A 22058-nucleotide genomic window follows, 5' to 3' on the forward strand; every position below is an offset into this window, starting at 1 on the left:
CTTATCCGGATGTTTTGATATACTTGAAGGACTAGGCATGCCGAACATGACGACCGCCCCGAACAGCCCATTCCTCCGGAGGTGCCCCATGCCAATCGTACAAGATTTGCCGGATAAAGCATTCATGAAAGATCTCTACTTGTTCAACCGCGGAGAGGCTCATCACGCCTACCGCACCTTCGGCGCGCACAGCGTGCTCGAGAACCGCAGACGCGGAATCCGCTTCACGGTCTGGGCGCCCAACGCCAAGGAAGTCCGGGTCGCAGGCGACTTCAACGGCTGGAACGGATCTTCCCATCCGATGGAACCGGCAGGAGGAACAGGTTGCTGGTCCTTGTTCATTCCGGGCCTGAAGGCCGGGACGATGTACAAGTACGAGATCATGACTTCCGACGGCCGCAGGCTGATGAAGGCGGATCCGTTCGCCTTCGCCTCGGAGCTGAGGCCGGGCACGGCTTCCGTCGTAGCCGATCTCGGCAGCTACAAGTGGAAGGACGAAGAATGGCAAGCCCGCAAGCAAAGCGCATCTCCTTACGAGGAGCCGATGCTCACCTATGAGATCCATATGGGAACCTGGAAGATCAAAGGCAAGGAAATCTTTTACTCCTACGACGAGATCGGCGGCGAGCTGCTGGATTACGTCGTCAAGATGGGCTATACCCACATCGAGCTGATGCCGCTTGCCGAGCATCCCTTCGACAAGTCCTGGGGGTACCAGATCACCGGATATTTCGCTCCGACCAGCCGTTACGGAAGTCCGAAGAGCCTGATGAAGTTCATCGACCGCTGCCACCGCAAAGGAATCGGAGTCATCCTCGATTGGGTGCCTGCCCATTTCTGCAAGGATGAGCAGGGGCTCAGGCAGTTCGACGGCACGCCGATCTATGAGGGAGCGGATCCCAAGCTGGCGGAGAAGCCGCTGTGGGGCACCAACGCTTTCGACTACGGCCGGACCGAGGTCCAAAGCTTCCTCATCTCCAACGCGATCTACTGGATGGATGTCTTCCACGTGGACGGCCTTCGCGTCGATGCCGTCGCCAGCATGACGGATCTGACGATGGATAAGCCGCCGGAGATGCACAGCCTCAACCGGTACGGGGGGACGCGCAATCTGGAGGCGGTGGAGTTCCTGCAGAATCTCAACAAAACCGTGTTCCGTTATTTCCCGAACGCTCTCATGATCGCCGAAGACAGCTCGTCCGAGCCCGGCGTGACGGCTCCCGTCCATGAAGGCGGGCTTGGCTTCAACTTCAAATGGAATATGGGCTGGATGAACGACATGCTCCGTTATATGCAGCTTGATCCTTCCGAGCGGCCGAAGCGGCATAATCTTCTTACCTTCGCCATTATGTATGCTTATACCGAGAATTTCGTGCTGCCCTTGTCTCATGACGAGGTCGTGCACGGCAAGCGCTCGCTTCTGAACAAGATGCCCGGCAGCTACGGGGAGAAGTTCGACGGCCTCCGCCTGTTTTACGGATTTTGGATGACCCACCCCGGCAAAAAGCTGCTGTTCATGGGAGGAGAATTCGGGCAGTTCGACGAATGGAAGGATAGCGAATCGCTGGACTGGATGGTGCTGGAGTACGACTCCCACCAGCAGATGCAGCACTATTCCCGCAAGCTGAACCATCTCTACCGCAAGCTGTCTTCTCTATGGCAAAAGGACTACGATCCGGAAGGCTTCGAGTGGATCGACGCGGACAACGCTTCCCAGAGCGTCGTCTCCTTCATCCGAAGGGGCGAAGGCGGCAAGTTCACCGTGGCCGTCGCGAACTTCTCGCGCAACAACTATGGGGAATTCCTAGTCGGAGTGCCGAAGAAGGGGCGCTACTCCCTTCTTCTGCACAGCGGCGATTCCATATATGGAGGCAGCCTCGACGGGCTGCCGACCTACTATCTCAGCAAGCCTGAACCCATGCACGGACGAGATCACAGCCTTACCGTGGAATTGCCCCCGCTAAGCTTCCAGCTACTCGAATTCCGGCCGCGGGGAACACATTGACGAGGAGATGGGTACCATGGGCCACAAAGAGATGATCGCCATGCTGCTTGCCGGCGGAGAAGGCAAGCGGCTGGGAGTCCTGACGAAGGATCTGGCCAAGCCGGCCGTCCATTTCGGCGGCAAATACCGGATTATCGACTTTACCTTGAGCAATTGCATGCATTCAGGCATCGACACGGTCGGTGTCCTGACTCAGTACCAGCCGCTTGAGCTGAACCGGTATTTAGGCATCGGAAGCCCATGGGGGCTCGACCGCAGCGACGGCGGAATGGCCGTGCTCCCCCCGTACGTCAAATCAAAAGGCGGCGATTGGTACAAAGGAACCGCCAATGCCATCTATCAGAATATGGGATTCATCGACCGCTATGAGCCGGAATACGTGCTGGTCATCTCCGGCGACCATATCTACAAGATGGACTACGAGAAGATGCTGGAGCATCACAAGGAGATCGGAGCGGATGTGACGATCGCCGGTTTGGAGGTCGAGCTGAAGGAAGCCAGCCGGTTCGGCACGATGCATATCGGCGAGGACTGCCGCGTGACGGACTTCGAGGAGAAGCCCAAGCATCCCGTAAGCAACGTGGTCTCCATGGGAGTCTATATCTTCTCCTGGAAAGTGCTGCAGAAATACCTCATCCTCGACGAAGGCGACCGCAAGTCGAGCCATGACTTCGGCAAGGACATCATTCCGCGCATGCTGGAGGACGACATCAGGCTTCATATGTACCCGTTCAAGGGCTATTGGAAAGACGTCGGCACGATCGACAGCCTGTGGGAGGCCCATATGGATCTGCTCGGCGACGAGCCTCAGCTCGATCTCGGCGGCGACGAGTGGAGAATCTATTCCGCCCGCCACAACCGTCCGGCCCATTATGTCTCTCCGGAGGCGTCCATCTCCGACTCTCTCGTCACCGAGGGATGCGTCGTCGAAGGCGTCGTCGAGCGGTCGGTCCTGTTCCATGGCGTGGAAGTCGGCGCCGGCAGCTTCATCCGCGAATCGGTCATCATGCCGGGAGCGGTCATCGGCGAGGGAGTGAAGCTGTACCGCGCCATCGTCGGCGAGGGAGCGGTCATCGAGCCGGGCGTCGTCATGGGATCCCCCGACAGTCCGGACATTGCCGTCGTCGGCAGCGACGAGAAGATCAGCCGCAGTCCAAAAATGCAGGAGGTGGAGCAGCCATGATCAACAAAGCGATGGGCGTCGTGAACCTTATCCACGAGACGGATGAGCTGGAAAGCCTCACGTCATACCGCTGTCCGGCTACCGTCCCGTTCGGGGCCAGATACAGGCTGATCGACTTCACGCTCTCCAGCATGGTCAACTCCGGCATCCAAAAGGTAGCCGTGTTCGCCCACACGAAGTACCGCTCGCTCATGGACCATCTGGGATCCGGCCGTCCGTGGGATCTGCATACGCGGCAAAGCGGCCTCTTCATTCTTCCGCCGGCTTCGGACAGCATCCAGGAGCTGAGCCGGGGAGACCTGTTCCAGTTCTACCAGCACCGCGACTATTTCCAGCGCTGCAAGCTGGAGTACGTCGTCGTGACCCGCAGCCAGATGGTATGCAACGTCGATCTCGACGCGGTTCTCGATTACCATGAGCAGATGAATGCCGACGTTACCGTCGTCTGCAAGCAGCAGGCCGACATGCTCGGCGGCAAGACGCGCAAGGTCGAGCTTGCCTCCGACGGCCGCGTCGTCCAGATGCAGGATCATTTCGGCAATATGGACAGCTCTCTTCATTCTATGGAGATCTATGTCATGAAGAAGGATCTGCTCATGGATCTCGTGCAGACATCGCTGGCGCAGGGCCAGGACCATCTTGTCCGCCACGCGATCCTCTCGCGCCTGGACAGCCTGAGAATATACGGCTATCTCCATGAGGGCTTCCTCGGCGTCGTGAATACGGTGGAATCCTACTACCGCACGAGCATGGAGCTGCTTCGCCCCGAGGTGTGGAGGGAGTTGTTCTTCCAGCCGGGCTCGGTCTTTACCAAGACCAAGGATGAGCCTCCTACCCGTTACCTCGAAGGAGCGATGACAGGCAATTCCCTGATCGCCAACGGCTGCAAGATCGAAGGGACCGTCATCAACAGCGTGCTGTTCCGCGGCGTCCACGTCGGCAAAGGCGCCGTCATCCGCAACAGCATCGTCATGCAGAACGGAACGATCGGAGCGGGCACCCGGCTTGACCGGGTCATATTGGATAAGGAAAGCAGCGTTGAAGCCGACCGCGACATCCGCGGCGCGGAAAGCATGCCTTTCGTATCCGGCAAGAGAAAGACCATTTAATGGTCTTTTCTCTTATCGGGACCTTCTTTCTTTAGGGGGAGGCAGGCGAATTCTATCTAAGGTCCATCTTGTCTAGCGAATGCAGCTTTTTTCTCTGAAAGCGAATAGAATGACTCTTCCAAACCGATACTAGATGATAGAAAGACAGGCGGGCGGCCGGTATGGACATCTACCGCCGCTTGCGCTGTCCAGGAGGGAACCTGCCGTGAATGTATTGTTCGTGACTTCGGAGGCTGTGCCGCTGGCCAAAACGGGCGGTCTTGCCGACGTGGCCGGCGCATTGCCCAAAGCTTTGCTGGAAAACGGGGTAGGAGCCAGCGTCATCCTGCCCAAATACGAAAGCATCCCTTGGAAGCATCTGCAGCATTTCGAGACGATCGACACCTTCTCGGTCCAGATGGGATGGCGGATGCAATATTGCGGACTTCTCCGGGGAGAGGTCGGCGGGGTCGTCTATTATCTGATCGACAACGAGCATTACTTCCGCCGGGGCGGACTGTACGGCTACGGCGACGATCCGGAGCGCTTCGTGTTCTTCAGCATCGCCGTGCTTGAAGCGGTCCGCAGGATGGACACGCGCTTCGATGTGCTGCACTGCCACGATTGGCAGGCTGGACTCGTGCCTTTCCTGCTCAAGCGCCGCTACTTCCAGGATGCGGTGCTGGGCGGCATCCGCACCGTGTTCACGATCCATAACCTGCGGTATCAGGGCATATTCGGCCAGCAGGACATGATGGATATGATCGGAATGGGGCCGGAGATATTCAGCGAGGGCGGCCTGGAATACAATGGAGCGGCTAGCTGCATGAAGGGCGGCCTTCTCTACGCGGACAAGCTTACGACCGTAAGCCCGAGTTATGCCGAAGAAATCAAGACCGCTTATTACGGGGAAGGGCTCGATGGCCTTCTGCGCTGGAGAGCGGCCGATCTGGCGGGCATCGTCAACGGCATCGACACGGCCGACTTCGATCCGGCTGCGGATAAGGCGCTCCATGCCAAGCTGGACGGCACCGCTCCGTACAAGCTGGCCAACAAGCTCGCTTTGCAGCGGGAGATGGGCTTGCCCGAGAGGGCGGACGTTCCGGTCATCGGCATCGTGTCCCGGCTGGTAGAGCAGAAGGGTTTCGACCTGATCGACGCCGTATTCGGCGAGCTGCTCGAAGAAGACGTGCAGTTCGCGATTCTTGGATCCGGAGAATGGAAATACGAGGAGATGTTCCGCCAAGCCTCGCATTCCCGATATGACAAATGCAGCATCCGCACGGGTTTCGACGACGGGCTCGCGCGCCGCATCTACGCCGGCTCCGACTTGTATCTCATGCCTTCCCAGTTCGAGCCTTGCGGCCTCAGCCAGCTGCTCGCGCTGCGCTACGGAACCGTGCCGATCGTGAGAGAGACGGGAGGACTGAAGGACACCGTCCAGCCGTTCAACGAATACACTGGGGAAGGCAACGGTTTCAGCTTCGCGCATTACAACGCTCATGACATGCTGCATACCGTACGGAGAGCGCTGCATTATTACCGCAACGAAGAAGCTTGGAAGGTGATCGTCAGCAACGGCAAGAAGGACGATTACAGCTGGAGCCGTTCCGCCAAGTCCTACATCGGCCTCTACGAACAACTAGCACCTGAGCGGAAGGAGAAGGAATCATGGCCCGTCACCTTGTAATCGGCAACGGAAAAATGCTTCTCAACCTTGATCATAACAGCTATATCCGGGATATCTATTATCCGTACGTCGGACAGCTCAATCATGTAGGCGGCCAATATTGCCGCCTCGGCATCTGGACCGAGGGACAATTCAGCTGGCTCGAGGACTCGGCCTGGGAGTCCAAGCTGGACTATGTCGAGGATTCCCTGGTCACGAACGTCAGCGCCCGCCATGGCGGGCTCCAGACGGAGCTGCAGATGAACGACGGCATCCATCAGCGCGAATGCATCTACCTCAAGCGCGTCGTCATCCGCAACCTGTCGGACAGGGAAAGGGAATACCGGCTGTTCTTCCACCAGGATCTCATGATCGACGGCTCCGAGGTCGGCGATACGGCCGCCTACTATCCCGACAACCATACGCTGTTCCACTACAAGCGCTCGTCGTATTTCATGTTCAACGGATTTTCCGACGAAGGCGGCATGACCCAGTATTCGACCGGGATCAAGCGGTTCCATTCGGCGGAAGGAACATGGAGGGATGCCGAGGACGGCACCCTCATGGGCAATGCGATCGCCCAAGGCTCTGTCGACAGCACGATCAGCTTCCGCACCGTCGTTCCGGCGGGCGGGGAGAAGACGGTGTACTACTGGATGTCGATCGGCAAGAGCCTGGAAGAGGTCAAGGAGCTGAACCAGTACGTCCAGGAGAACCATCCCGAGAAGCTGCTCAGCCGGATCGTCATCTACTGGAACCACTGGCTGGGACGCGCGGAGAGGGATCTGGGCGACCTGCCTCCGGAAGTGGCGCGGATGTTCCGCCTCAGCCTGCTCATGGTGCGGACGCAGACCGACGAGCGGGGAGCGATCATCGCGGCCAACGATACCGATATCCTGCAGTACAACCGGGACCATTACAGCTACATGTGGCCGCGGGATGGGGCGCTGGTCGCCGATGCGATGTCTCTGGCAGGCTATCAGAGCGTGATCGCGCCGTTCTTCCACTTCTGCTCGCAGGCGCTTACGCCTGAAGGATACCTGTACCATAAGTTCAATCCGGACGGCACGGTAGGCTCCAGCTGGCATCCATACATGGTTCAGGGAACCAAGCGGCTCCCGATCCAGGAAGACGAGACGGCGCTTGTCCTGTTCGCGCTCTGGAGAGACTACAAGCGCCATCAGGTCATCGAGCTGCCCCAATCGCTGTACAGCAGCCTCATCCGCAAGTCGGCCGCCTTCCTGAGCAGTTATATGGAGCATTCGATGTCGCTGCCGAAGCCGAGCTACGACCTGTGGGAGGAACGTTACGGCATCTGGACCTATACGACCGCTTCCGTCTACGGCGGGCTCATGGCGGCCAGCTTCTTCACGGAGCTGTTCGGCGACTACGAGCGCAGCGACCATTACCGCCGTACGGCCGAGGAGATCAAGCAGGGCATGCTCACACATCTGTGGGATGAGGACAGCGGCCGCTTCGCCCGCGGACTCGTGCAGAAGGACGGGCGCTGGGTGAAGGATATGACGCTGGAGAGCAGCTTGTTCGCCGTGCTGGAGTTCGGCGTGCTGCCGGCAAGCGATCATCGTGTCATCGGCACGATGCAAGCGATTCGGGAAGGGCTGGCGGTGCGTACCGACGTCGGCGGCATCGCCCGCTATACGAACGACTATTACTTCCAGCAATCCGGGGAGATCGACCGGGTTCCGGGCAACCCGTGGATCATATGCACGCTGTGGGTAGCCAACTTCGAGATCGAGTCGGCGACGAGCCTGGCCGATCTGGAAGCTCCCAAGCGCACGCTGGAGTGGGTCGTCCGCCAGTCGCTGGAGAGCGGCGTCCTGCCTGAGCAGCTCAATCCCTATGACGGCTCGCCGCTGTCCGTCGCTCCGCTCACTTGGTCGCATGCGACCTTCGTGCAGAGCGTGAGCAAGTACGCGGCCAAGTACAAGGAGCTTGCGGGAAGCGCGGGTCCTGTATAAACTGGTTAGGATGGTTTCAGTCCCGGCTCCGCTATTGGAGCCGGGATTTGTTTTCGCCCTGAAAACAGGAAGGATGATGAAGATGAAAAGCATGGAGACGGATCGATTGATTCTGCGGACGGCGGAGCCGGCGGATGTCGCTGCCGTGGCTTCGTATGCGCGCCGCAACCGCGAGTTTCTGGAGCCGTGGGAGCCGCTGCGCGCCGAATCCTTCTATACCTTGACCGCGCAGCGGAAAATGCTGGAGGCCGACCGGGCCGAAATCGAAGCGGGCAGAATGTGCAAGCTGTGGATTTTCTTGAAGGAAGCTCCCGACACCGTCATCGGCTCGGTCGCTCTCAGCAATATCATCCGCGGCGTGTTTCAGAACAGCACATTGGGGTACCGCCTGGACAGAGGACTGCTTGGCAGAGGGTATATGCCGGAAGCCGTCAAGGCGATTGTCGACTACGGCTTCGGCACTCTGCGGCTGCACCGGATCGAGGCCAATATCATTCCCCGCAACGAAGCCTCTCTCTCGGTCGTGCGCAAGCTGGGATTTCAGGAAGAGGGGCTGGCCCGAAAATATTTGAAAATCAACGGAAAATGGGAGGACCATTATCATATGGTGCTGCTCAACGAAGCTCTCGAAGCGGAAGAAGAGCAGGCAGCCGGCGGCGCAAGCCGGTAGGAAGCAGCTGCGGGGATGAGCGGCAGCGGAACGGATCCGCGGTTCTGCAGGCCTCTTAACGACAAGCGCCTGGTAACAGGCCGGCTTCCGATTCGGGCAGCCTCGTCTGACAAGCGGATGAAGCGTTGAAGTCCGTGCATGGAGATGCGCTCTTGACCTTGACGCTGCGTCAAGGCGCATGATGGCAGTGGAGGCGATATTATGACTAGAGACGCAGAGTACTACAGCAGGGGAGAAGCGTCCAATTACGACGCGCTGATCGGCGCTCAGCCGAGCTTGCTTCCGGTTTTGCGGGAGCTGGCTGATCCGACAGGCAAGCGGATTGCGGATTTAGGCGCAGGAACCGGACGGCTGACGCTTCAAGTTCTGCCTGTGGCGGCTTCCGTCACGGCGGTGGACTCATCGGAGCAAATGCTGGACAGGCTTCGGGAGAATGCGGGCCTGCAGCCTGAGGGCAAGCTGAAGCTGGCTGTGGCCGATCATGCCGGCACGGGGCTGGACAGTCGTGCTTACGATCTCATTCTGGGCGGCTGGTCGATCTGTTACGGCGCAGCACCGTCACAGCCGGGGTGGGAAGAGAGGCTGGCGGCGATATGGACAGAGATGCAGCGGATCGGCATTCCCGGAGGCGACATCGTGCTGTACGAGAACTATGGAACGGCTGCCGCAGAGCCTTCGCCGCCAGAGCATTTGCTGCCTTATTTCCGAAGCCTTGAGGAAGAGTATCGGTTCAAGCGGACCGTCGTCCGCGTCGATTACCGATTTGCGGACGTTTGCGAGGCTGCGGCGAGGACGGGCGCCTTTTTCGGGCCGGAGACGGCCGAGAAGGTCAGGCGGAACGGCTGGAGCACCGTGCCGGAATACGCCGGCGTGTGGCATCGCAAGCTGGAGTAAGGAATGGACAGGGCTTCCCCCTTGTCTCAGCAATGCCGTCTGGAATATCGAGGCTTTTTATGCTGCCGCATGAGGAGGCGGACAAGCATTGTCATGCACTGCCCGGTATTTTCCGCATCGCGGCGACAAAGGCAGGTGCGATGGACCTGCATATTTGAACATGCAAAGGGGCGGCTCCCGGTCATTTTCATGACATTCGGAGCTGCCCCTTCATGTTGGCTGCTAGGCTAGATGAAGAATGCGCGGGAAATGATGACCAGCAGGATGAACAGAACGAGAATGAGGCCCATGCTGGCCCCCGGGCCTCCCCAAGACGGTCCGCAGCCTGCGGCTGCTCCTGCAACAGGATAACCCAATCTAGCATACCTCCTGTGACATGGATTCATTGAAGCTGTCGGCAAGGCGCTCTGCCGCCGGGCTTAAGCTTCACAATGCCAATGTATGCGGAGGGCGGGCTGAAGGTCATGGTCATTTGTCCCGGGTCGTCGATATGGGCTCGGGATGGATGGTCGAAGGGGTTTCACCGTCGGCGGAGCTGTTTTCGCTTTTCGCCGTCTGGATGGCTTCCGACAGAGCCGGGTCGGGAACGGTCGATGAGCCGATACTGTAGGCATACTGCCTGATATGCTTGAGCCTGGATTCCATGAGCGCATCCATCGCATTGCCCGCGACGATGACCGAGGCTCCGCTGGAGGCGATGATGTTGATGGTGCCGATGTTGATGGAAGGACTCGGGTTGACGGTGCGGGTGACGATATCCGCTGCATCGGGGCTCTCTTCCTCTACGATGTTGAACGGCTTCTGAAAGAGGGGATATCCGTCATAGTCCACTTCTCCGCCGGCACGGTTGTCGAGCTGCCGCTGGACGGCAAGCCCGGTCGAGCGGGCATTGATCGAAGCCGCATCGCCGAAATGGACGACGGTGGCCAGCCCGACGCTGATCAGCTGAAAGGAGCCGATGTAAGAGGTTCGGACAGATTCGTCGGATACGATCATGTGCTCACCGTGACGCCCCCGGTCGGATTGAGGAAGTTGTTGCCGTTGCCGAACGGAATCGGCCCGCCGGGAGTGACCTCCGGCTTCTCCGGCCCGCCCGTGCCGGGAACCGGCACGACCGTCTCGCCGCCGCCGCTCTGGATCGCGCCGGCTTCTGTCTCTCCGGCTTCAGGGGCAGGCAGGGGAGCGAACGGACCGATGATGACCGATTCCGGAGGCGTATCGAAGATGGAATATAACGTGATCGTATCGGTGTCGCCGATTTGGAGCAGGGAAGCGGAAGCGACGCCCACGAGCTCCAGGCTTCCAACGCACAGCAAATGATTGGTTATGTTCACGTTCATCGCCACTGCAATCATCCTTTCGGGTGTCTGGCCAAATTATCCACATAAGCTTTCAGCGCGAGCTCGGCGTCGCGGATCGTCCGTTCCGAAGCCTTGCGCTGCAGGTGGCGCTCCTCCAGCCTCCTTTCAGGAGGCAGCGATGCCTGCTTGCTTTCTTCATCCGCCATATAGTGCCGAATTCGATCCGGAATCTGCCGGCGGACGTCTTCGATGACCATCTTCTGATGATAGGGATCCAGTTGAACCTTGAGTCCTTTGGCTGCTCGGCTCATGACATCCTGGGCGAGCGTGTTCAGATAGGCGTCGACGGCGGCTTTTACGTCGCTGTAGCCGGCGTGCCGGGTGTTGGCGGGAGGCACATTGACCGGGGAAGGCGAGCCTTCGCCCGGCGGGATGATGGCCGGCAAGGGAGGGATGGCGCCGGCTGCGGACGGTGCGGCAGAAAAGCCGGGCACCAGAGACGAGGCGGGCGTTCCGAAACCGCCGGAAAAGTTCGTAAGCCACGGGGCCGTCCCTGCGCCGGGTCCAGGCTGAAGGCCGCCTGGCTGCGAGATGCCGGTGAATACGGGCGTTTGCGCCGGAGCGGAGAAATTGCCGACGAGGCCGGGTGCCAGCCCCGTTCCGGGGGCTTTGCCGAAGGATGGCGCGGCTGCTCCTGCCGGAGGCCCGGAAAAGTCCGGCTGAGCGAGGGCGCCGCCCGGAGGCGGCTCTCCCGGCAGCTCGATGCTGCTCCCGGCCAAGGAAGTGGACGGGAATACCGGGCCATGGCCCGGTATGGGGGGCTGCCCGGGGATGACGGTCGTGCCCTGCGACGTCGAGGAAACGTTGCTGTTGGACGTGGGCATGATGCTCCCTTGCATTCCCGGAGGGACGGAAAAGCCCGGCGGAGCCTGCGGCAACCCTGGAGCGGATGGCGGCGCTGGCGCGTTCGGGCCTTTGTTGGCGAATGCCGGAATAGGCAGCGGATAGATGGGAGCGCCGCCTTTAACTACTTTCTGGGGTACCGACACTTGCCCGAATTCCTGCATCTGCGCTTCGGACGGAGCGGTCATGCCGATGTTCAGCGTGCCGTCCAGTTGCTCGACTTTCAACTGGTCGAAGTTGTACTCCAGCCTCTCGATGGTATAGGTGGGCTGGTTCTCGGCCTGCTGCAGCCGATTTTCCACATCCTGGAGATACAGCAGCAGCTGCGCGATCTGCCTTTCCTGGAGCTGCCAGCGCAGCATCATGCCGGCCAGGCATGCCTGCAGGCAGGCAGGATTCTGCAGATCGCCGGAGCAGGCCGAGGCAAGGGCTGCCGCTGCCTCCGCAGGCCACTCGCCGGCATTGCCGTCTTGCGCCGACTGCGAGTCGGGCACAACGGGAAAAGGAGGGCTCGCAAACGGCCATCCCTGGTATTGCTGCCACTGGCTGACCCATTTGGGGTCGACGGACTGAATGAGATTCGTAATGTAGGACTCATTGAATCCGGCCGGAATTCCTTGCCAGGCCGCGATCGATTCCGGCGTTATGCCCGAATTGCCAATAGCAGCCCCGGGCGCGAACGGCAATCCGGCGCCTCCCGGGACTGCTGGATTGCCGCCAGCCGCCGGAAACGGCAGCCCCCCCGGAAGCGGCGCGCCTTGCAAAGGCGGCACGGCCGGTTGGCCTGCTCCCGTGTCCGGAAACGGCATCCCTGAGAGGCTGGGCGGAATCGGCTGGCCTGGAGCCGCTGAGGGGGCCGCTCCGGCTTGCAAGGAGGCTGGCGGATACGGACCGGGGGGATATCCGCCCGGAGTAGAGCCGCCTTGAGGAAACGTTCCTTGAAGATAAGCTCCTGGAGGATAGCCTTGAGGTAATCCTCCTTTAGGATACGCGCCCGGAGGATAGCCTTGAGGTAATCCACCTTGAGGATACCCGCCAGGAGGAGAGCTGCCTTGAGTTAATCCTCCTTGAGGATAAGCTCCAGGTGGATAGCTGCCTTGCGGATACGCTCCTTGAGGCCAGCCTCCCGGCGGAGCCTCCGCGGAGGGATGGACTCCCGGTATGGCGGAGCCGGCGGCGACCGCGCCCCATGGATACGATCCGCCCTTCATCGCTTTGAGCGCAGGCACAGAGCCGAGGGATGGAATTTGGCCGCCAAGGCCCGGAAGCAAGCCGCCCAGGCCGGGGATTATTCCGCTCATGCCGGGCATTGTCCCCCCCATGCCCTGCCCGCTGAGCCCGCCAAGACCTGGAAGCACGCCGGGCAGCTTCAGGCCGGGCCAGCTTCCGCCCGCGCCTGGCCAGCCGAAGCCTTTGCCGAGCACGGAAGGCGGCATCCCCATGCCTCCGTAGGAGGAGCCGAATGGAAACGGGCGATTCTCCGGAAGCTGCGGCTGGCTGTCGGACGCAGAGGAGGAACGGTCCTGGCTTTCCATGGCATGAGGTCTCCTTTCGGTCTAGCTCGGATTAGGCAGCGGCACGAAGTTCAAGGCATTCGCCCCTTCGATCGCCGACAGCGGCTCGGCCGGATGGTCGAATCCGCCGGAGTTGTAGAGCTGCGATACCGGCCGGATGGAGCCGGCGCTGCCGATCTGCAGCACGGAGCTGTTGGAGACGCTGTCCACGCGCAGCTGATGGATGGTGATGGACTGGTGGACGGTCAGGTTCATATAATATTCGCTCCGGATGCAACTTGGTTATTCAAGTTATCCTGAAGATCGGGGTCCAGGGTATTGGTAGCGCTGAGTCCGTTATTGGCGTTCGTCAAGCCCCCGGTCAGGAACGATCCTGAACCTGCGTAGGTTTTGGAGGAGCTGGAGGGCGATATCTGGACGGTGTCCCCGAACTGGACAACTCCGCTTGAACCGACGCTGACGATATTGACAAAGCCGATAGCAGCAGGCATGCTGAATCACCTCATTCTCGGTTGGATCGCGGCAGGCCGGGCGAACTGGGCTGCCGTCCATACCCTACTATATGCGGCATTCGCCCAAATGTTCCGGGATGCGCGGGCCTCGGCTCGAAATCTGTCACTTGATCGAGCCGGCTTGCATAGGCTGAAGCATAGCGGAGGGAGGTTCTGCCCATGGGCAGCAAATGGGATCAGATGCAGGAATGGCTCGCTCGCCAGCAGCTGCCCAAAGGCTTCGAAGCGATGAAGGAGCCGGAGTGGGTGGCGCGAATCGTCAAGCAGATGATGGAAGGCGCGCTCAGCGGCAGTCCGACAGCCGGCTTGTCGGGCATGCAGGATACCGCGGACAAAGCCAGGAAGGGCGAGAATTTCAAAGCGGGAATTTCTTCGCTCGGGGCGCAGTGGACGGAGAACAAGGAGTACTTGCTGCTCAAGCTTCCTCTGCAGGGGGATGCCGACGCCGAGACGCTCCGAGTCAGAGTGAAGGAGGAGCGGCTGCGCATCGAAGGCTTGCCGGGACGCCGTCCGCAAAGCCTGCAGCTGCCGGCTCCCGTCCAGCCTCGTTCCACGCGTGCAATCATCAAGGGAGGCGTTCTCCGGGTTCGTCTGAAGAAGAAATCCCCGTCGAAATACATCGATGTATTCATCGAGGAAGGTCCGGACTAAGGATCCGGACCTCGGGCTTGTTGCGTTTGGCAAACGCTTCCCTTATGATTCTAGTGGACGGATTTTACATAAGGGAGTGTCGCCGGTGACCGCCGTTGATGTCAGCAATGTTTCTCCGGGCTTGTTCGTGCTCGGAGCCGTATTCATCCTGCTTATTTTTTCGCTTCTCAGCCTTGGCGTATTGAGGATGTTCCAGCAGCGCTTCCGCGCCGGATGGGGCTATTTCGCAGGAGGCGCTGTCAGCGCAGTCGTGATGTACATCCTGTTGGATCTATGGTATATCTAGCTGGAAGCAGTCCGGGCCTTGTAGGCCCTTTTTTGTTTCCGGCCAGGCAGATGGCAGCCCAAGGACTGTCATAGCCGGCGGCAGCGCCCGACAGCCGCTTGGTTGACAGGGAATAGAAGGTGCAGGTATATTGGAATGAATTAGGAAGAAACCGGAGGTACCTTATACCGATGAAGTAAGCTCGCGTGATCCCATGAAGCCAACAGAGCGAATGCTGCCAGTTGACGGGATACGTGTGCCGGTTTAAGGGTCTTTCTTTCAGGATATGCCGTCGTCCGTTCATCGGGATACGAGGCATGTTCCTGTATCCTTATCCCTAAATGCACGAATATCCAGACCGCTGCGCAGCTGCGGTTTTTTTATTTTTTCTGCGAATGGGGATGAGAGCATGACCTTATGGATCAAAGCAAAGGGAATAAGCAAGGAATGGAACGGCAAGACGCTCTTCCAAGGCGTCGATCTGGAGCTGCACGCGGGGGAACGCGCCGCCTTGTTCGGCAGGAACGGCTCCGGCAAGACAACTTTGCTGACGGGCCTGCGCGGCGGAATCGAATTCGATTCCGGATCGGTATACCGGGCCTGTCCTGTTGCCGACTGGGGCTTGATGGAGCAGCATGACGAAGAGGATGCAAGCGAGCTTTCCTTGATCGACTTCGTCCGGATGGGCGACCCTTCCCGGTATGAGATGTGGCGGAGCATGGCGGAGGGAGAGGCCGTCATGGCGGCTGCGGGCGGAGCGGCAGGCTTGGATGATTACGCTGAGGCTGCCGAGGCGTATGCGGCCATGGACGGCTATGGCTGGGAGCTCGAGGTGGATCAGGCGTTGACCCGGCTCGGGCTCGGCGGTCTGGAAGGCGGGCAAAAATACGGCAGCCTGAGCGGCGGGCAGAAAACCCGGGCCAAGCTGGCGAGGCTGATGGCGGGCCGCCCGCAGCTGCTCATGCTTGATGAGCCGACGAATCATCTGGATGAGGAATCGCTCGTCTTTCTGGAGCAGTGGCTCGCTGCGTATCCTGGCGCGGTATTGTTCGTCTCTCACGACCGGGCTTTCATCGATCATGTGGCGACGAAAGTGCTGGAGCTGCGCGAGGATGGCCTTGGCGCATACCCCGGCGGTTATACCGCCTATCGGGAAGCCAAGGAAACGGAGCGCAGGACGGTCGAGGCCAAAGTCCGCAAGGAGAAGCAGGAGCGGCAAAAGCTGATTGAATCCATCCGCAGGTACCAGTTGTGGTTCGATGCCGCCCATAAGGCTGCGGGGCAAAATGATTTTTTGAGATCCAAATCCAAGAAAAACGTATCCCGGCTCCATGCCAAGGAATCTGCGCTCATGCGGCTGGAGCAAGGGGCTGCGCATGCTCCCGTCGACAAGCCGCGCCTCAAGATGATGCTCGAGGATGACGGATTCGAGGCGGCCCGGTTCATGAGACTGGAGGAGGTTTCGTTCGCTTATGGTTCCGCCGAGCCAATATTGAACCGATTCAATCTGACGATCAGCCGCGGCGACCGCATCGCGATACTGGGACCGAGCGGCAGCGGGAAGTCGACGCTGCTGAAGCTGCTGTCGGGAGAGCTGGAGCCATGCGAAGGCCGAAGATCATCCAACCCTAAGATGAAAATCGGTTATTTCTCGCAGGAGCTCGACCGTCTTCCGAACGAAGCAACTCTGCTGGACATGATGCTCGGCTTGCCGGACATGACGCAGTCGGAAGCAAGGACGCTGCTTGGAGCGTTTCTATTTTCCCGTGGGGACGTGCACAAGAGGATCGGAGACTTGAGCATGGGAGAGCGATGCCGCGCCGCCTTTCTCCGGCTGATGCTGGGCGGCTCGAATCTGCTGCTGCTGGATGAGCCGACGAATTACCTCGACATCGAGTCCAGGGAAGTCGTGGAGGCTTCTCTGCGCAGCTACGACGGGGCGATGGTGCTGGTGACGCATGACCGGGCGCTGCTGAAGTCTTCCGTGAACCGGCTCTTAGTTTTCGAAAAAGGAGGAAAGGGCAATCCCCTTCAGTATCCGGGAAGCTACGAGGACTATCTGGAGCACCAGGCGGAGCGGCAGCGGGATAACGGCAGCAGGAGCGACGAGCAAAGGATTGCCGGACTTGAGCTGGCAGTCCTGATGAGCGCGCCGGAGCCGGAGGACGAGGAGGAGCGCCAGGCTTTTCGCAGGCGGCTTATGGAGCTGCGCCAGCGAGCCGGGCTCTGACCGGGTTCCAGCCGGTCACTGCCTGCCGGCAAGAAGCGTATGAAGTTCGGGTCCGCTGCTGATCGAGATCCACCGCCATACGCTGACGTCAGGCGCAAGCTTGGATAGAAGGGCTCTTCAAAAGGAGAAGCCTTCTCGACAGGGAACCGGAAGCAGCCTGGCAAGTCTTGCTAACGGCGGCCGGTTGAGGTAAAGTCGAAGCTAGTTTGTTCCAAGTGGATGGAGCCGAAAAGGGGTAATGGTCGTGTGGCAGAAAATATGGTTTGTCTCCAACATGGGGTTCGTGGCGATGCTGGTCTGGTACATGTTTCTTCAGAGGGCTTACGCGGATGCCTTGCATCGCGGGGCTGATACGGCGCAGGCGGCCAAATACCGGCGCCGCAGGCTGATGGCGGGAATAGCGGCGCTTGTCCTGTTCGTCGTCATGGCCGGAGCCTTCATTACGAACATGAGAGTCAACGGAACACGCTGAGGCATGTGTCCAATTCATGGCAATTCCGGCCTGGAGCGCAACTTTCTCCTGAAATGTCCGTCAAATGTCTACTGTACAGGGGCTTGCCCCGTGAGCGGAAGCAGTTGGACAGACAGCAGTTGGACAGTTAAAGGAGACTAGCAATGAAATCGCTCAAATGGCTTTTGGTTTTGACCCTCTTCACCATGCCTCTGCTGGGAGGAATGGGGCGCGCGACGGCTCAAGGAGCATCGCAGACGCTCGTGATGACAAAAAACAGCAAAACGATGCTTTTGAACGGAATCGCTTTTACTGCGGCTCAGCCGTTCGTCATGAAAAACGGAGTATCCTACGCGCCGTTCAGCTCGCTGGCGGCGCGTTACGGCTTCCAGGTATCCTATGATGCTGCGGCCAAGCAATCGATCGCCCGCAGCGGCGCGGGAGAAATCCGCTTCAAGATGAATACCAAGGAAGTAACCGTCTACGGGACCAAAATGACAGGCCAGGCGAATACGTATTCCGAGAACGGATCGCTCATGATTCCGATCCGCACCTGGGGTCTTGCTACGGGGAGCCGCGTGAGCGCTTCGGGCGCTCAGGTCACCCTGCAATGGGATACGAAGCCGAGCGCGGCGTTCGCCGTATCTCCGGCCAAGATCTACGCGGGCGACTATGTCACCTATTTGGACCGCTACAGCTCTCCTTCCGGCCAGCCGATCATCAACGAGGAATGGACGGGACGCGAGGAAGTGTTCGCCGATCCGGGCAGGTACACCATTTCCCGCATCGTTCAGGATGCCGCCGGGCAATGGAGCGATCCCTACACGGTGACGATCCAGGTGCTTGCCCCCAACCAGCCTCCCGTGGCGGACTTCGTCACGGACAAGACGGTATACCGGATCGGCGAGAACGTCCGTTATAGCGATCTCAGCACGGACGACAACAACGCGATCGCCAAGCGCAACTGGATCGGCCAAGCGGATGTCTTCTTCGAGGCGGGAGACAAGACGATCACCTTGGAAGTCATCGATGACCAGGGCTTGTCCTCCACGATCAGCAAGATGATCACGGTGTCTACGGAAGTCCTGTATACGAAGGACCAGTACGACAAGCTGTTCAAGCCGGTAGGCGGCGTATTCGGTGTCGACGCCAAGTCGGTGCTCGATATTCCAACCGTATCGTATGATTTCCACTCGGAGCCTTCCCGCTTGATCCGCAGCAACAGCCCGGAGCGATGGACGAGCGAAGGGATCGCTTACGACGATCAGTTCTCCGGCGACATCCGCCTGCTGTTCCACAACGTGAACAATATCGGATATCCCGTCAAGATGTATCTGATCGCGACGAATGAAGGAAACTACACCGCGAAGTTCGGCGTGAAGAATTTCGGCGCCGGCGGGCCGGACCAATACGAGGTCAACACCGGCAAAATGTCTACGGTCCGGTATTTGAACTCCGTCATCTCACCGAGCCCGATTACGTACACGAGCATCAAGCCTGGACATTCGGTGCAGGTGCTGAAGGAAATCTCGGCTTCCGCCATCAAGTCAAATCTGATCTACTCGGCCTACGCCGACGTGACCTCCGATCAGACGCTGCGGTTCCGTGTCGTTGTCGTGGCGGAGAAGACGGACCCGCTCAAGGTGCTCGAGAGCCTGCCGCTCATGGATGCAGACGGCAAGCATACCCGGGGCTCCTTCAACAACGCGACGCGCGCGATCGACGTTCCCGGCGTGCTCGGCTACACTCCGCAGCGCATCGTGCTGGGAGACAACAAGCTGGATCCGTATCTGGACGGATACGACAATACGACCGGATCCCTCCAGCTCAACATCGGCAACTTCGGCGTCCTGTACAAAATGAACATCAAGCTGTCGCCGCGGACGCTGGTCGCCTTGAACCCTCGCGGCGGCTTGTATACGGGAGCGTTCGTCGTCAACGGGCAGCTGATTCCCGTGCCGGCATCCGGGGTGCTCAAGGATCAAGGCGAAGCGATGGTGCTGTACCGTTCCGGAGACAGCACGGAGACGATCAGCCTCGTCTATCTGATCGCATCCGGCAGCAATCTGCCGATTACGATGATCTTCCAGCCGCTTCCGGCCTTGAAGAATTAAGCAAGACAGGGCATGGAGCCCCCGCCGCATCTCGCAACATGAGATGCGGTTTTTTTTGCGGAATTTTCCAGCTCGCAGATGTACAATGGTTCCATGGAACAGGAGGAGGGACGGACAGGGATGGAAACGACGGAAAAGGGGTATGTGTTCAGCGACCGCAAGGAGCTCCTTGACCTGCTGAGCATCGAGCGGTTTCTGGGGGAGAGCTATTGGGCAAGCGGGAGAGACCGGGCCACGATCGTGAAGTCGATCGATAATTCCCTGTGCTACGGCATTTACCGGGAAGGCGCACAAGTCGGCTTCGCCCGCGTAGTGACCGATGATGCCACGATGTATTGGCTGTGCGACGTTTATATCGATGCCGCGCATCGCGGCCAAGGGCTCGGCCGAAGGCTGGTCGAGCTGATCTCGACCTCCGATCGGCTCCGGAAGCTGAACGGAAGCCTGGCGACGAAAGATGCGCATGCGCTCTACGAGGAATACGGATTCGAGCGTTCCGGGCCGATGTTCATGAGAAGGCCCGGGTCGAAAGAGGAAGAAGGCAGACGATGCTGAAGCCGATGGAACTGCTGTTCGTCCGCCATGGCCAGGGAATCCACAATACGATATTCCGGATCCCTTCATATCGGGAAGCTCTCGGCGAAGAGCGGCTGACCCGGGACGATTTTCTCGGCGAAGCCGGAATTCACATCATGAAGTGGATGGAGTGAATCATCATGAAGCTTGACGGCATCAACCACATTTGCTTTTCCGTGTCCGACCTGGACAGATCGATCGCGTTTTACGCCGAGGCATTCGGGGCGAAGCTTCTGGCGAAGGGGCGGAGCCTCGCTTATTTCGATCTTGGCGGGTTGTGGATCGCCCTCAATGAAGAGAAGGGGATCCCCCGGGGAGAAATCCGGCTGTCCTATACGCATCTTGCCTTTTCGATGCAGGCCGTCGAGCTGGACCATGCGATCCGGCGCCTGGAGGCGATCGGAGCCGAGGTGCTGCCCGGCAGGGAGAGGGATGAACGGGATCGCGGCTCGGTCTACTTCCGCGACCCGGACGGCCATCTGTTCGAGTTCCACAGCGGGACGCTGCAGGACAGGCTGGATTATTACCGGGAGACAAAGCCTCATATGGTCTTCGGCGACCCTGAAGATCCGGCGGAGTGAACAGACGATTGCTATCTTGAGCAATCTGTTCCGCTCCGCGATGCAATGACTTTTACGGTCTTGCCGGCCGCATCCGATGCTCCCGAAAGCTGAAAAGCCTCGCGGCCGCTTGCACGCGGCTGCGAGGCTTTTCATATTCAATCGGAATCCGGAGTAAGCTCATCCCTGCGGCGCCGCCGACGGCGATCCCATAGAGAGAACAGGATGATGGACGACCCCGACAGGATCACATTGGTCCACATACCTTTTCTTTGAAAATGGAGGCGCTATCGTCCGCTGAATGGGCCGCGCGGCCGTCTTGATCGCATCTCAGCTCCGCTCTTGGAAGGCTGGGCTCAGACCGGCTCCGCCTGCTGGTCCTCGGGAGCTCCTCCGGCATAGTCCGGAACTTCGACGCTCACTTCCGACCGCAGCTCGGCGGAGCGGATGACGCCGTCGATGATCGCCTGCTGGATCAGGATCTGCTCGCCCGGAATCGGAGCGCCGCGGCCTTCGCGGATCGCATCGACAAAGTCCCGTACCTTCTCCCGGAACAGGTCGAGCTGATGGTCGACGAGCGGAATTCTCGTGCTCGTCTGGCCGCCCATGAAGTCATGGAACATCTCGATGTTGCCGACGCGTCCGTCCCAGACGCCGGACCAGTTGCCCGAGCCGAACGGGGTGATCTTGAGTCCGGCGTCTGTGCCGAGGAAGTTGGTCGTGCCGAGAGAGTCCAGATGCATCGCCCAGCTGATCTTGAAGTGGAGCGTCAGATCGCCTTCAAAGCGAATCATCGCCGCTCCGAAATCCTCGACGTCGAACTTGTCGGCCTCGGCGTGATAGAGAGGATTGCGGCCGAAATGGTTGAACGTGCTGGCGGAGACGGTGAGCGGCTTCGGATAGTCCAGCGCGTTGAGGGCCATATCCAGGGAGTAGCAGCCGATGTCGGCCATGGCGCCCGCGCCGGCCAGCTCCTTGCGGATGAACGTGCCTCCAGGCATGCCGCGCCTGCGGCCGCCGCCGGTCTCGACGTAGTAGACCTTGCCGAGCTTGCCGGAGCGCACGATCTCCTGGATCAGCTTCATATTGGGGTCGTAGCGCGGCTGGAAGCCGATCGTGAGCATGCGGCCGCTGCTACGCGAAGCCTTCACCATGTCCAATCCTTCTTCCAGCGTGACGGACATCGGCTTCTCCAGCAGGACATGCTTGCCCGCGTTCAGAGAGTCGACGGTCGGCTGGCGGTGGGCCGTGTTGGGCGTGCAGACGCTGATGCCGTCGAGATCCATCGCGAGCATTTCCCGATAGTCGTCGAAGGGAGCGGTGCCGATGAGGTCATGCTTGCGGATGAACTCCAATGCTTTGCCGGGGATGGCGTCGGCGACGGCGGCGATTTCCACTCCCGGGATGGTTTTGTAGGCGGCGGCATGGGAGCCGGCGATGCCGCCGCTGCCGATGATGCCGATTCGAATGGTCGATGTGGACAAAGGGTTCTC

At 59.7% G+C, this 22058-nt stretch carries 22 protein-coding genes; 15 read left to right on the top strand and 7 right to left on the bottom strand.

Annotation, left to right across the window (positions count from 1 at the left end):
- Positions 1-88 precede the first annotated feature (88 nt).
- From glgB to AC06G8_RS09070, 7 genes are all read left to right on the top strand, one after another.
- A complete protein-coding gene (gene glgB, locus AC06G8_RS09040) occupies positions 89-2005 on the top strand; it encodes a 1,4-alpha-glucan branching protein GlgB (RefSeq protein WP_480285082.1) in 1917 nt (638 codons plus the stop codon).
- 16 nt (positions 2006-2021) lie between these two features.
- Positions 2022-3188: a glucose-1-phosphate adenylyltransferase gene (locus AC06G8_RS09045; RefSeq protein ID WP_480285083.1), complete on the top strand. Its 1167-nt coding sequence runs from the start codon at positions 2022-2024 to the stop codon at positions 3186-3188.
- Positions 3185-4297, top strand: a complete 1113-nt coding sequence (gene glgD / locus AC06G8_RS09050) for a glucose-1-phosphate adenylyltransferase subunit GlgD (RefSeq protein ID WP_480285084.1) — start codon at positions 3185-3187, stop codon at positions 4295-4297. Before AC06G8_RS09045 ends, glgD begins: the two co-directional genes overlap by 4 nt.
- 205 nt (positions 4298-4502) lie before the next feature.
- On the top strand, positions 4503-5966 hold the full coding sequence (gene glgA / locus AC06G8_RS09055; protein ID WP_480285085.1) for a glycogen synthase GlgA: 1464 nt from the start codon (positions 4503-4505) through the stop codon (positions 5964-5966).
- Positions 5948-7924 (top strand): glycoside hydrolase family 15 protein, encoded by a 1977-nt coding sequence (locus AC06G8_RS09060; protein WP_480285086.1) that lies wholly within the window; start codon positions 5948-5950, stop codon positions 7922-7924. The genes glgA and AC06G8_RS09060 overlap by 19 nt, the downstream gene beginning before the upstream one ends.
- An 82-nt stretch (positions 7925-8006) precedes the next feature.
- Positions 8007-8594: a GNAT family N-acetyltransferase gene (locus AC06G8_RS09065; RefSeq protein WP_480285087.1), complete on the top strand. Its 588-nt coding sequence runs from the start codon at positions 8007-8009 to the stop codon at positions 8592-8594.
- Positions 8595-8795: 201 nt separating this feature from the next.
- The gene (locus AC06G8_RS09070) at positions 8796-9488 is read left to right on the top strand and encodes a class I SAM-dependent methyltransferase (protein ID WP_480285088.1); all 693 of its coding nucleotides are present in this window, start codon (positions 8796-8798) and stop codon (positions 9486-9488) included.
- Between the two features lie 227 nt (positions 9489-9715).
- On the opposite strand, the gene AC06G8_RS09075 is transcribed toward AC06G8_RS09070, so the two are convergent.
- The 6 genes from AC06G8_RS09075 to AC06G8_RS09100 form a co-directional block, all read right to left on the bottom strand.
- Positions 9716-9844, bottom strand: a complete 129-nt coding sequence (locus tag AC06G8_RS09075; RefSeq protein ID WP_447661885.1) for a YjcZ family sporulation protein — start codon at positions 9842-9844, stop codon at positions 9716-9718.
- A 112-nt stretch (positions 9845-9956) separates the two neighbouring features.
- Positions 9957-10484: a spore germination protein GerPE gene (locus tag AC06G8_RS09080; RefSeq protein WP_480285089.1), complete on the bottom strand. Its 528-nt coding sequence runs from the start codon at positions 10482-10484 to the stop codon at positions 9957-9959.
- Positions 10481-10828, bottom strand: a complete 348-nt coding sequence (locus tag AC06G8_RS09085) for a hypothetical protein (RefSeq protein ID WP_480285090.1) — start codon at positions 10826-10828, stop codon at positions 10481-10483. Before AC06G8_RS09085 ends, AC06G8_RS09080 begins: the two co-directional genes overlap by 4 nt.
- An 11-nt stretch (positions 10829-10839) precedes the next feature.
- On the bottom strand, positions 10840-13227 hold the full coding sequence (gene gerPC, locus AC06G8_RS09090; RefSeq protein WP_480285091.1) for a spore germination protein GerPC: 2388 nt from the start codon (positions 13225-13227) through the stop codon (positions 10840-10842).
- Positions 13228-13248: 21 nt separating this feature from the next.
- Positions 13249-13461: a spore germination protein GerPB gene (locus AC06G8_RS09095; RefSeq protein ID WP_447661881.1), complete on the bottom strand. Its 213-nt coding sequence runs from the start codon at positions 13459-13461 to the stop codon at positions 13249-13251.
- Positions 13458-13697 carry a spore germination protein gene (locus AC06G8_RS09100; protein WP_480285092.1) on the bottom strand — a complete coding sequence of 80 codons (240 nt, stop codon included), beginning with the start codon at positions 13695-13697 and terminating at the stop codon, positions 13458-13460. The genes AC06G8_RS09095 and AC06G8_RS09100 overlap by 4 nt, the downstream gene beginning before the upstream one ends.
- Before the next feature lie 180 nt (positions 13698-13877).
- Here AC06G8_RS09100 and AC06G8_RS09105 point away from each other — a divergent pair, with 180 nt between their 5' ends.
- From AC06G8_RS09105 to fosB, 8 genes are all read left to right on the top strand, one after another.
- On the top strand, positions 13878-14369 hold the full coding sequence (locus AC06G8_RS09105; RefSeq protein WP_480285093.1) for an Hsp20/alpha crystallin family protein: 492 nt from the start codon (positions 13878-13880) through the stop codon (positions 14367-14369).
- An 85-nt stretch (positions 14370-14454) separates the two neighbouring features.
- Positions 14455-14655 (top strand): hypothetical protein, encoded by a 201-nt coding sequence (locus tag AC06G8_RS09110; protein WP_447661878.1) that lies wholly within the window; start codon positions 14455-14457, stop codon positions 14653-14655.
- 388 nt (positions 14656-15043) lie between these two features.
- Positions 15044-16864, top strand: coding sequence for a ribosomal protection-like ABC-F family protein (gene abc-f, locus AC06G8_RS09115; protein WP_480285094.1), 1821 nt, complete (start codon positions 15044-15046; stop codon positions 16862-16864).
- Between the two features lie 244 nt (positions 16865-17108).
- On the top strand, positions 17109-17336 hold the full coding sequence (locus AC06G8_RS09120) for a hypothetical protein (protein WP_076356618.1): 228 nt from the start codon (positions 17109-17111) through the stop codon (positions 17334-17336).
- A 143-nt stretch (positions 17337-17479) separates the two neighbouring features.
- Positions 17480-19429 (top strand): stalk domain-containing protein, encoded by a 1950-nt coding sequence (locus AC06G8_RS09125; protein ID WP_480285095.1) that lies wholly within the window; start codon positions 17480-17482, stop codon positions 19427-19429.
- Between the two features lie 120 nt (positions 19430-19549).
- Complete coding sequence (locus AC06G8_RS09130; protein WP_480285096.1) at positions 19550-19984, top strand: GNAT family N-acetyltransferase; 435 nt, start codon at positions 19550-19552, stop codon at positions 19982-19984.
- A complete protein-coding gene (locus AC06G8_RS09135) occupies positions 19978-20139 on the top strand; it encodes a hypothetical protein (RefSeq protein ID WP_480285097.1) in 162 nt (53 codons plus the stop codon). Before AC06G8_RS09130 ends, AC06G8_RS09135 begins: the two co-directional genes overlap by 7 nt.
- Positions 20140-20145: 6 nt before the next feature.
- Positions 20146-20586, top strand: coding sequence for a metallothiol transferase FosB (gene fosB / locus AC06G8_RS09140; protein ID WP_480285098.1), 441 nt, complete (start codon positions 20146-20148; stop codon positions 20584-20586).
- A gap of 335 nt (positions 20587-20921) precedes the next feature.
- On the opposite strand, the gene AC06G8_RS09145 is transcribed toward fosB, so the two are convergent.
- Positions 20922-22049: a Gfo/Idh/MocA family protein gene (locus tag AC06G8_RS09145; protein ID WP_480285099.1), complete on the bottom strand. Its 1128-nt coding sequence runs from the start codon at positions 22047-22049 to the stop codon at positions 20922-20924.
- Between the last annotated feature and the right edge of the window lie 9 nt (positions 22050-22058).

This window comes from Paenibacillus sp. SJS-P3 (assembly GCF_056711585.1).

Excerpts from the sequence above, each read along its gene's own strand:
- glgB (WP_480285082.1), top strand. The coding sequence starts at position 89 with ATGCCAATCGTACAAGATTTGCCGGATAAAGCATTCATGAAAGATCTC.
- AC06G8_RS09045 (WP_480285083.1), top strand. The coding sequence starts at position 2,022 with ATGGGCCACAAAGAGATGATCGCCATGCTGCTTGCCGGCGGAGAAGGC.
- glgD (WP_480285084.1), top strand. The coding sequence starts at position 3,185 with ATGATCAACAAAGCGATGGGCGTCGTGAACCTTATCCACGAGACGGAT.
- AC06G8_RS09060 (WP_480285086.1), top strand. The coding sequence starts at position 5,948 with ATGGCCCGTCACCTTGTAATCGGCAACGGAAAAATGCTTCTCAACCTT.
- AC06G8_RS09065 (WP_480285087.1), top strand. The coding sequence starts at position 8,007 with ATGAAAAGCATGGAGACGGATCGATTGATTCTGCGGACGGCGGAGCCG.
- AC06G8_RS09070 (WP_480285088.1), top strand. The coding sequence starts at position 8,796 with ATGACTAGAGACGCAGAGTACTACAGCAGGGGAGAAGCGTCCAATTAC.
- AC06G8_RS09080 (WP_480285089.1), bottom strand. The coding sequence starts at position 10,484 with ATGATCGTATCCGACGAATCTGTCCGAACCTCTTACATCGGCTCCTTT.
- AC06G8_RS09085 (WP_480285090.1), bottom strand. The coding sequence starts at position 10,828 with ATGAACGTGAACATAACCAATCATTTGCTGTGCGTTGGAAGCCTGGAG.
- gerPC (WP_480285091.1), bottom strand. The coding sequence starts at position 13,227 with ATGGAAAGCCAGGACCGTTCCTCCTCTGCGTCCGACAGCCAGCCGCAG.
- AC06G8_RS09095 (WP_447661881.1), bottom strand. The coding sequence starts at position 13,461 with ATGAACCTGACCGTCCACCAGTCCATCACCATCCATCAGCTGCGCGTG.
- AC06G8_RS09100 (WP_480285092.1), bottom strand. The coding sequence starts at position 13,697 with ATGCCTGCTGCTATCGGCTTTGTCAATATCGTCAGCGTCGGTTCAAGC.
- AC06G8_RS09105 (WP_480285093.1), top strand. The coding sequence starts at position 13,878 with ATGGGCAGCAAATGGGATCAGATGCAGGAATGGCTCGCTCGCCAGCAG.
- abc-f (WP_480285094.1), top strand. The coding sequence starts at position 15,044 with ATGACCTTATGGATCAAAGCAAAGGGAATAAGCAAGGAATGGAACGGC.
- AC06G8_RS09125 (WP_480285095.1), top strand. The coding sequence starts at position 17,480 with ATGAAATCGCTCAAATGGCTTTTGGTTTTGACCCTCTTCACCATGCCT.
- AC06G8_RS09130 (WP_480285096.1), top strand. The coding sequence starts at position 19,550 with ATGGAAACGACGGAAAAGGGGTATGTGTTCAGCGACCGCAAGGAGCTC.
- AC06G8_RS09135 (WP_480285097.1), top strand. The coding sequence starts at position 19,978 with ATGCTGAAGCCGATGGAACTGCTGTTCGTCCGCCATGGCCAGGGAATC.
- fosB (WP_480285098.1), top strand. The coding sequence starts at position 20,146 with ATGAAGCTTGACGGCATCAACCACATTTGCTTTTCCGTGTCCGACCTG.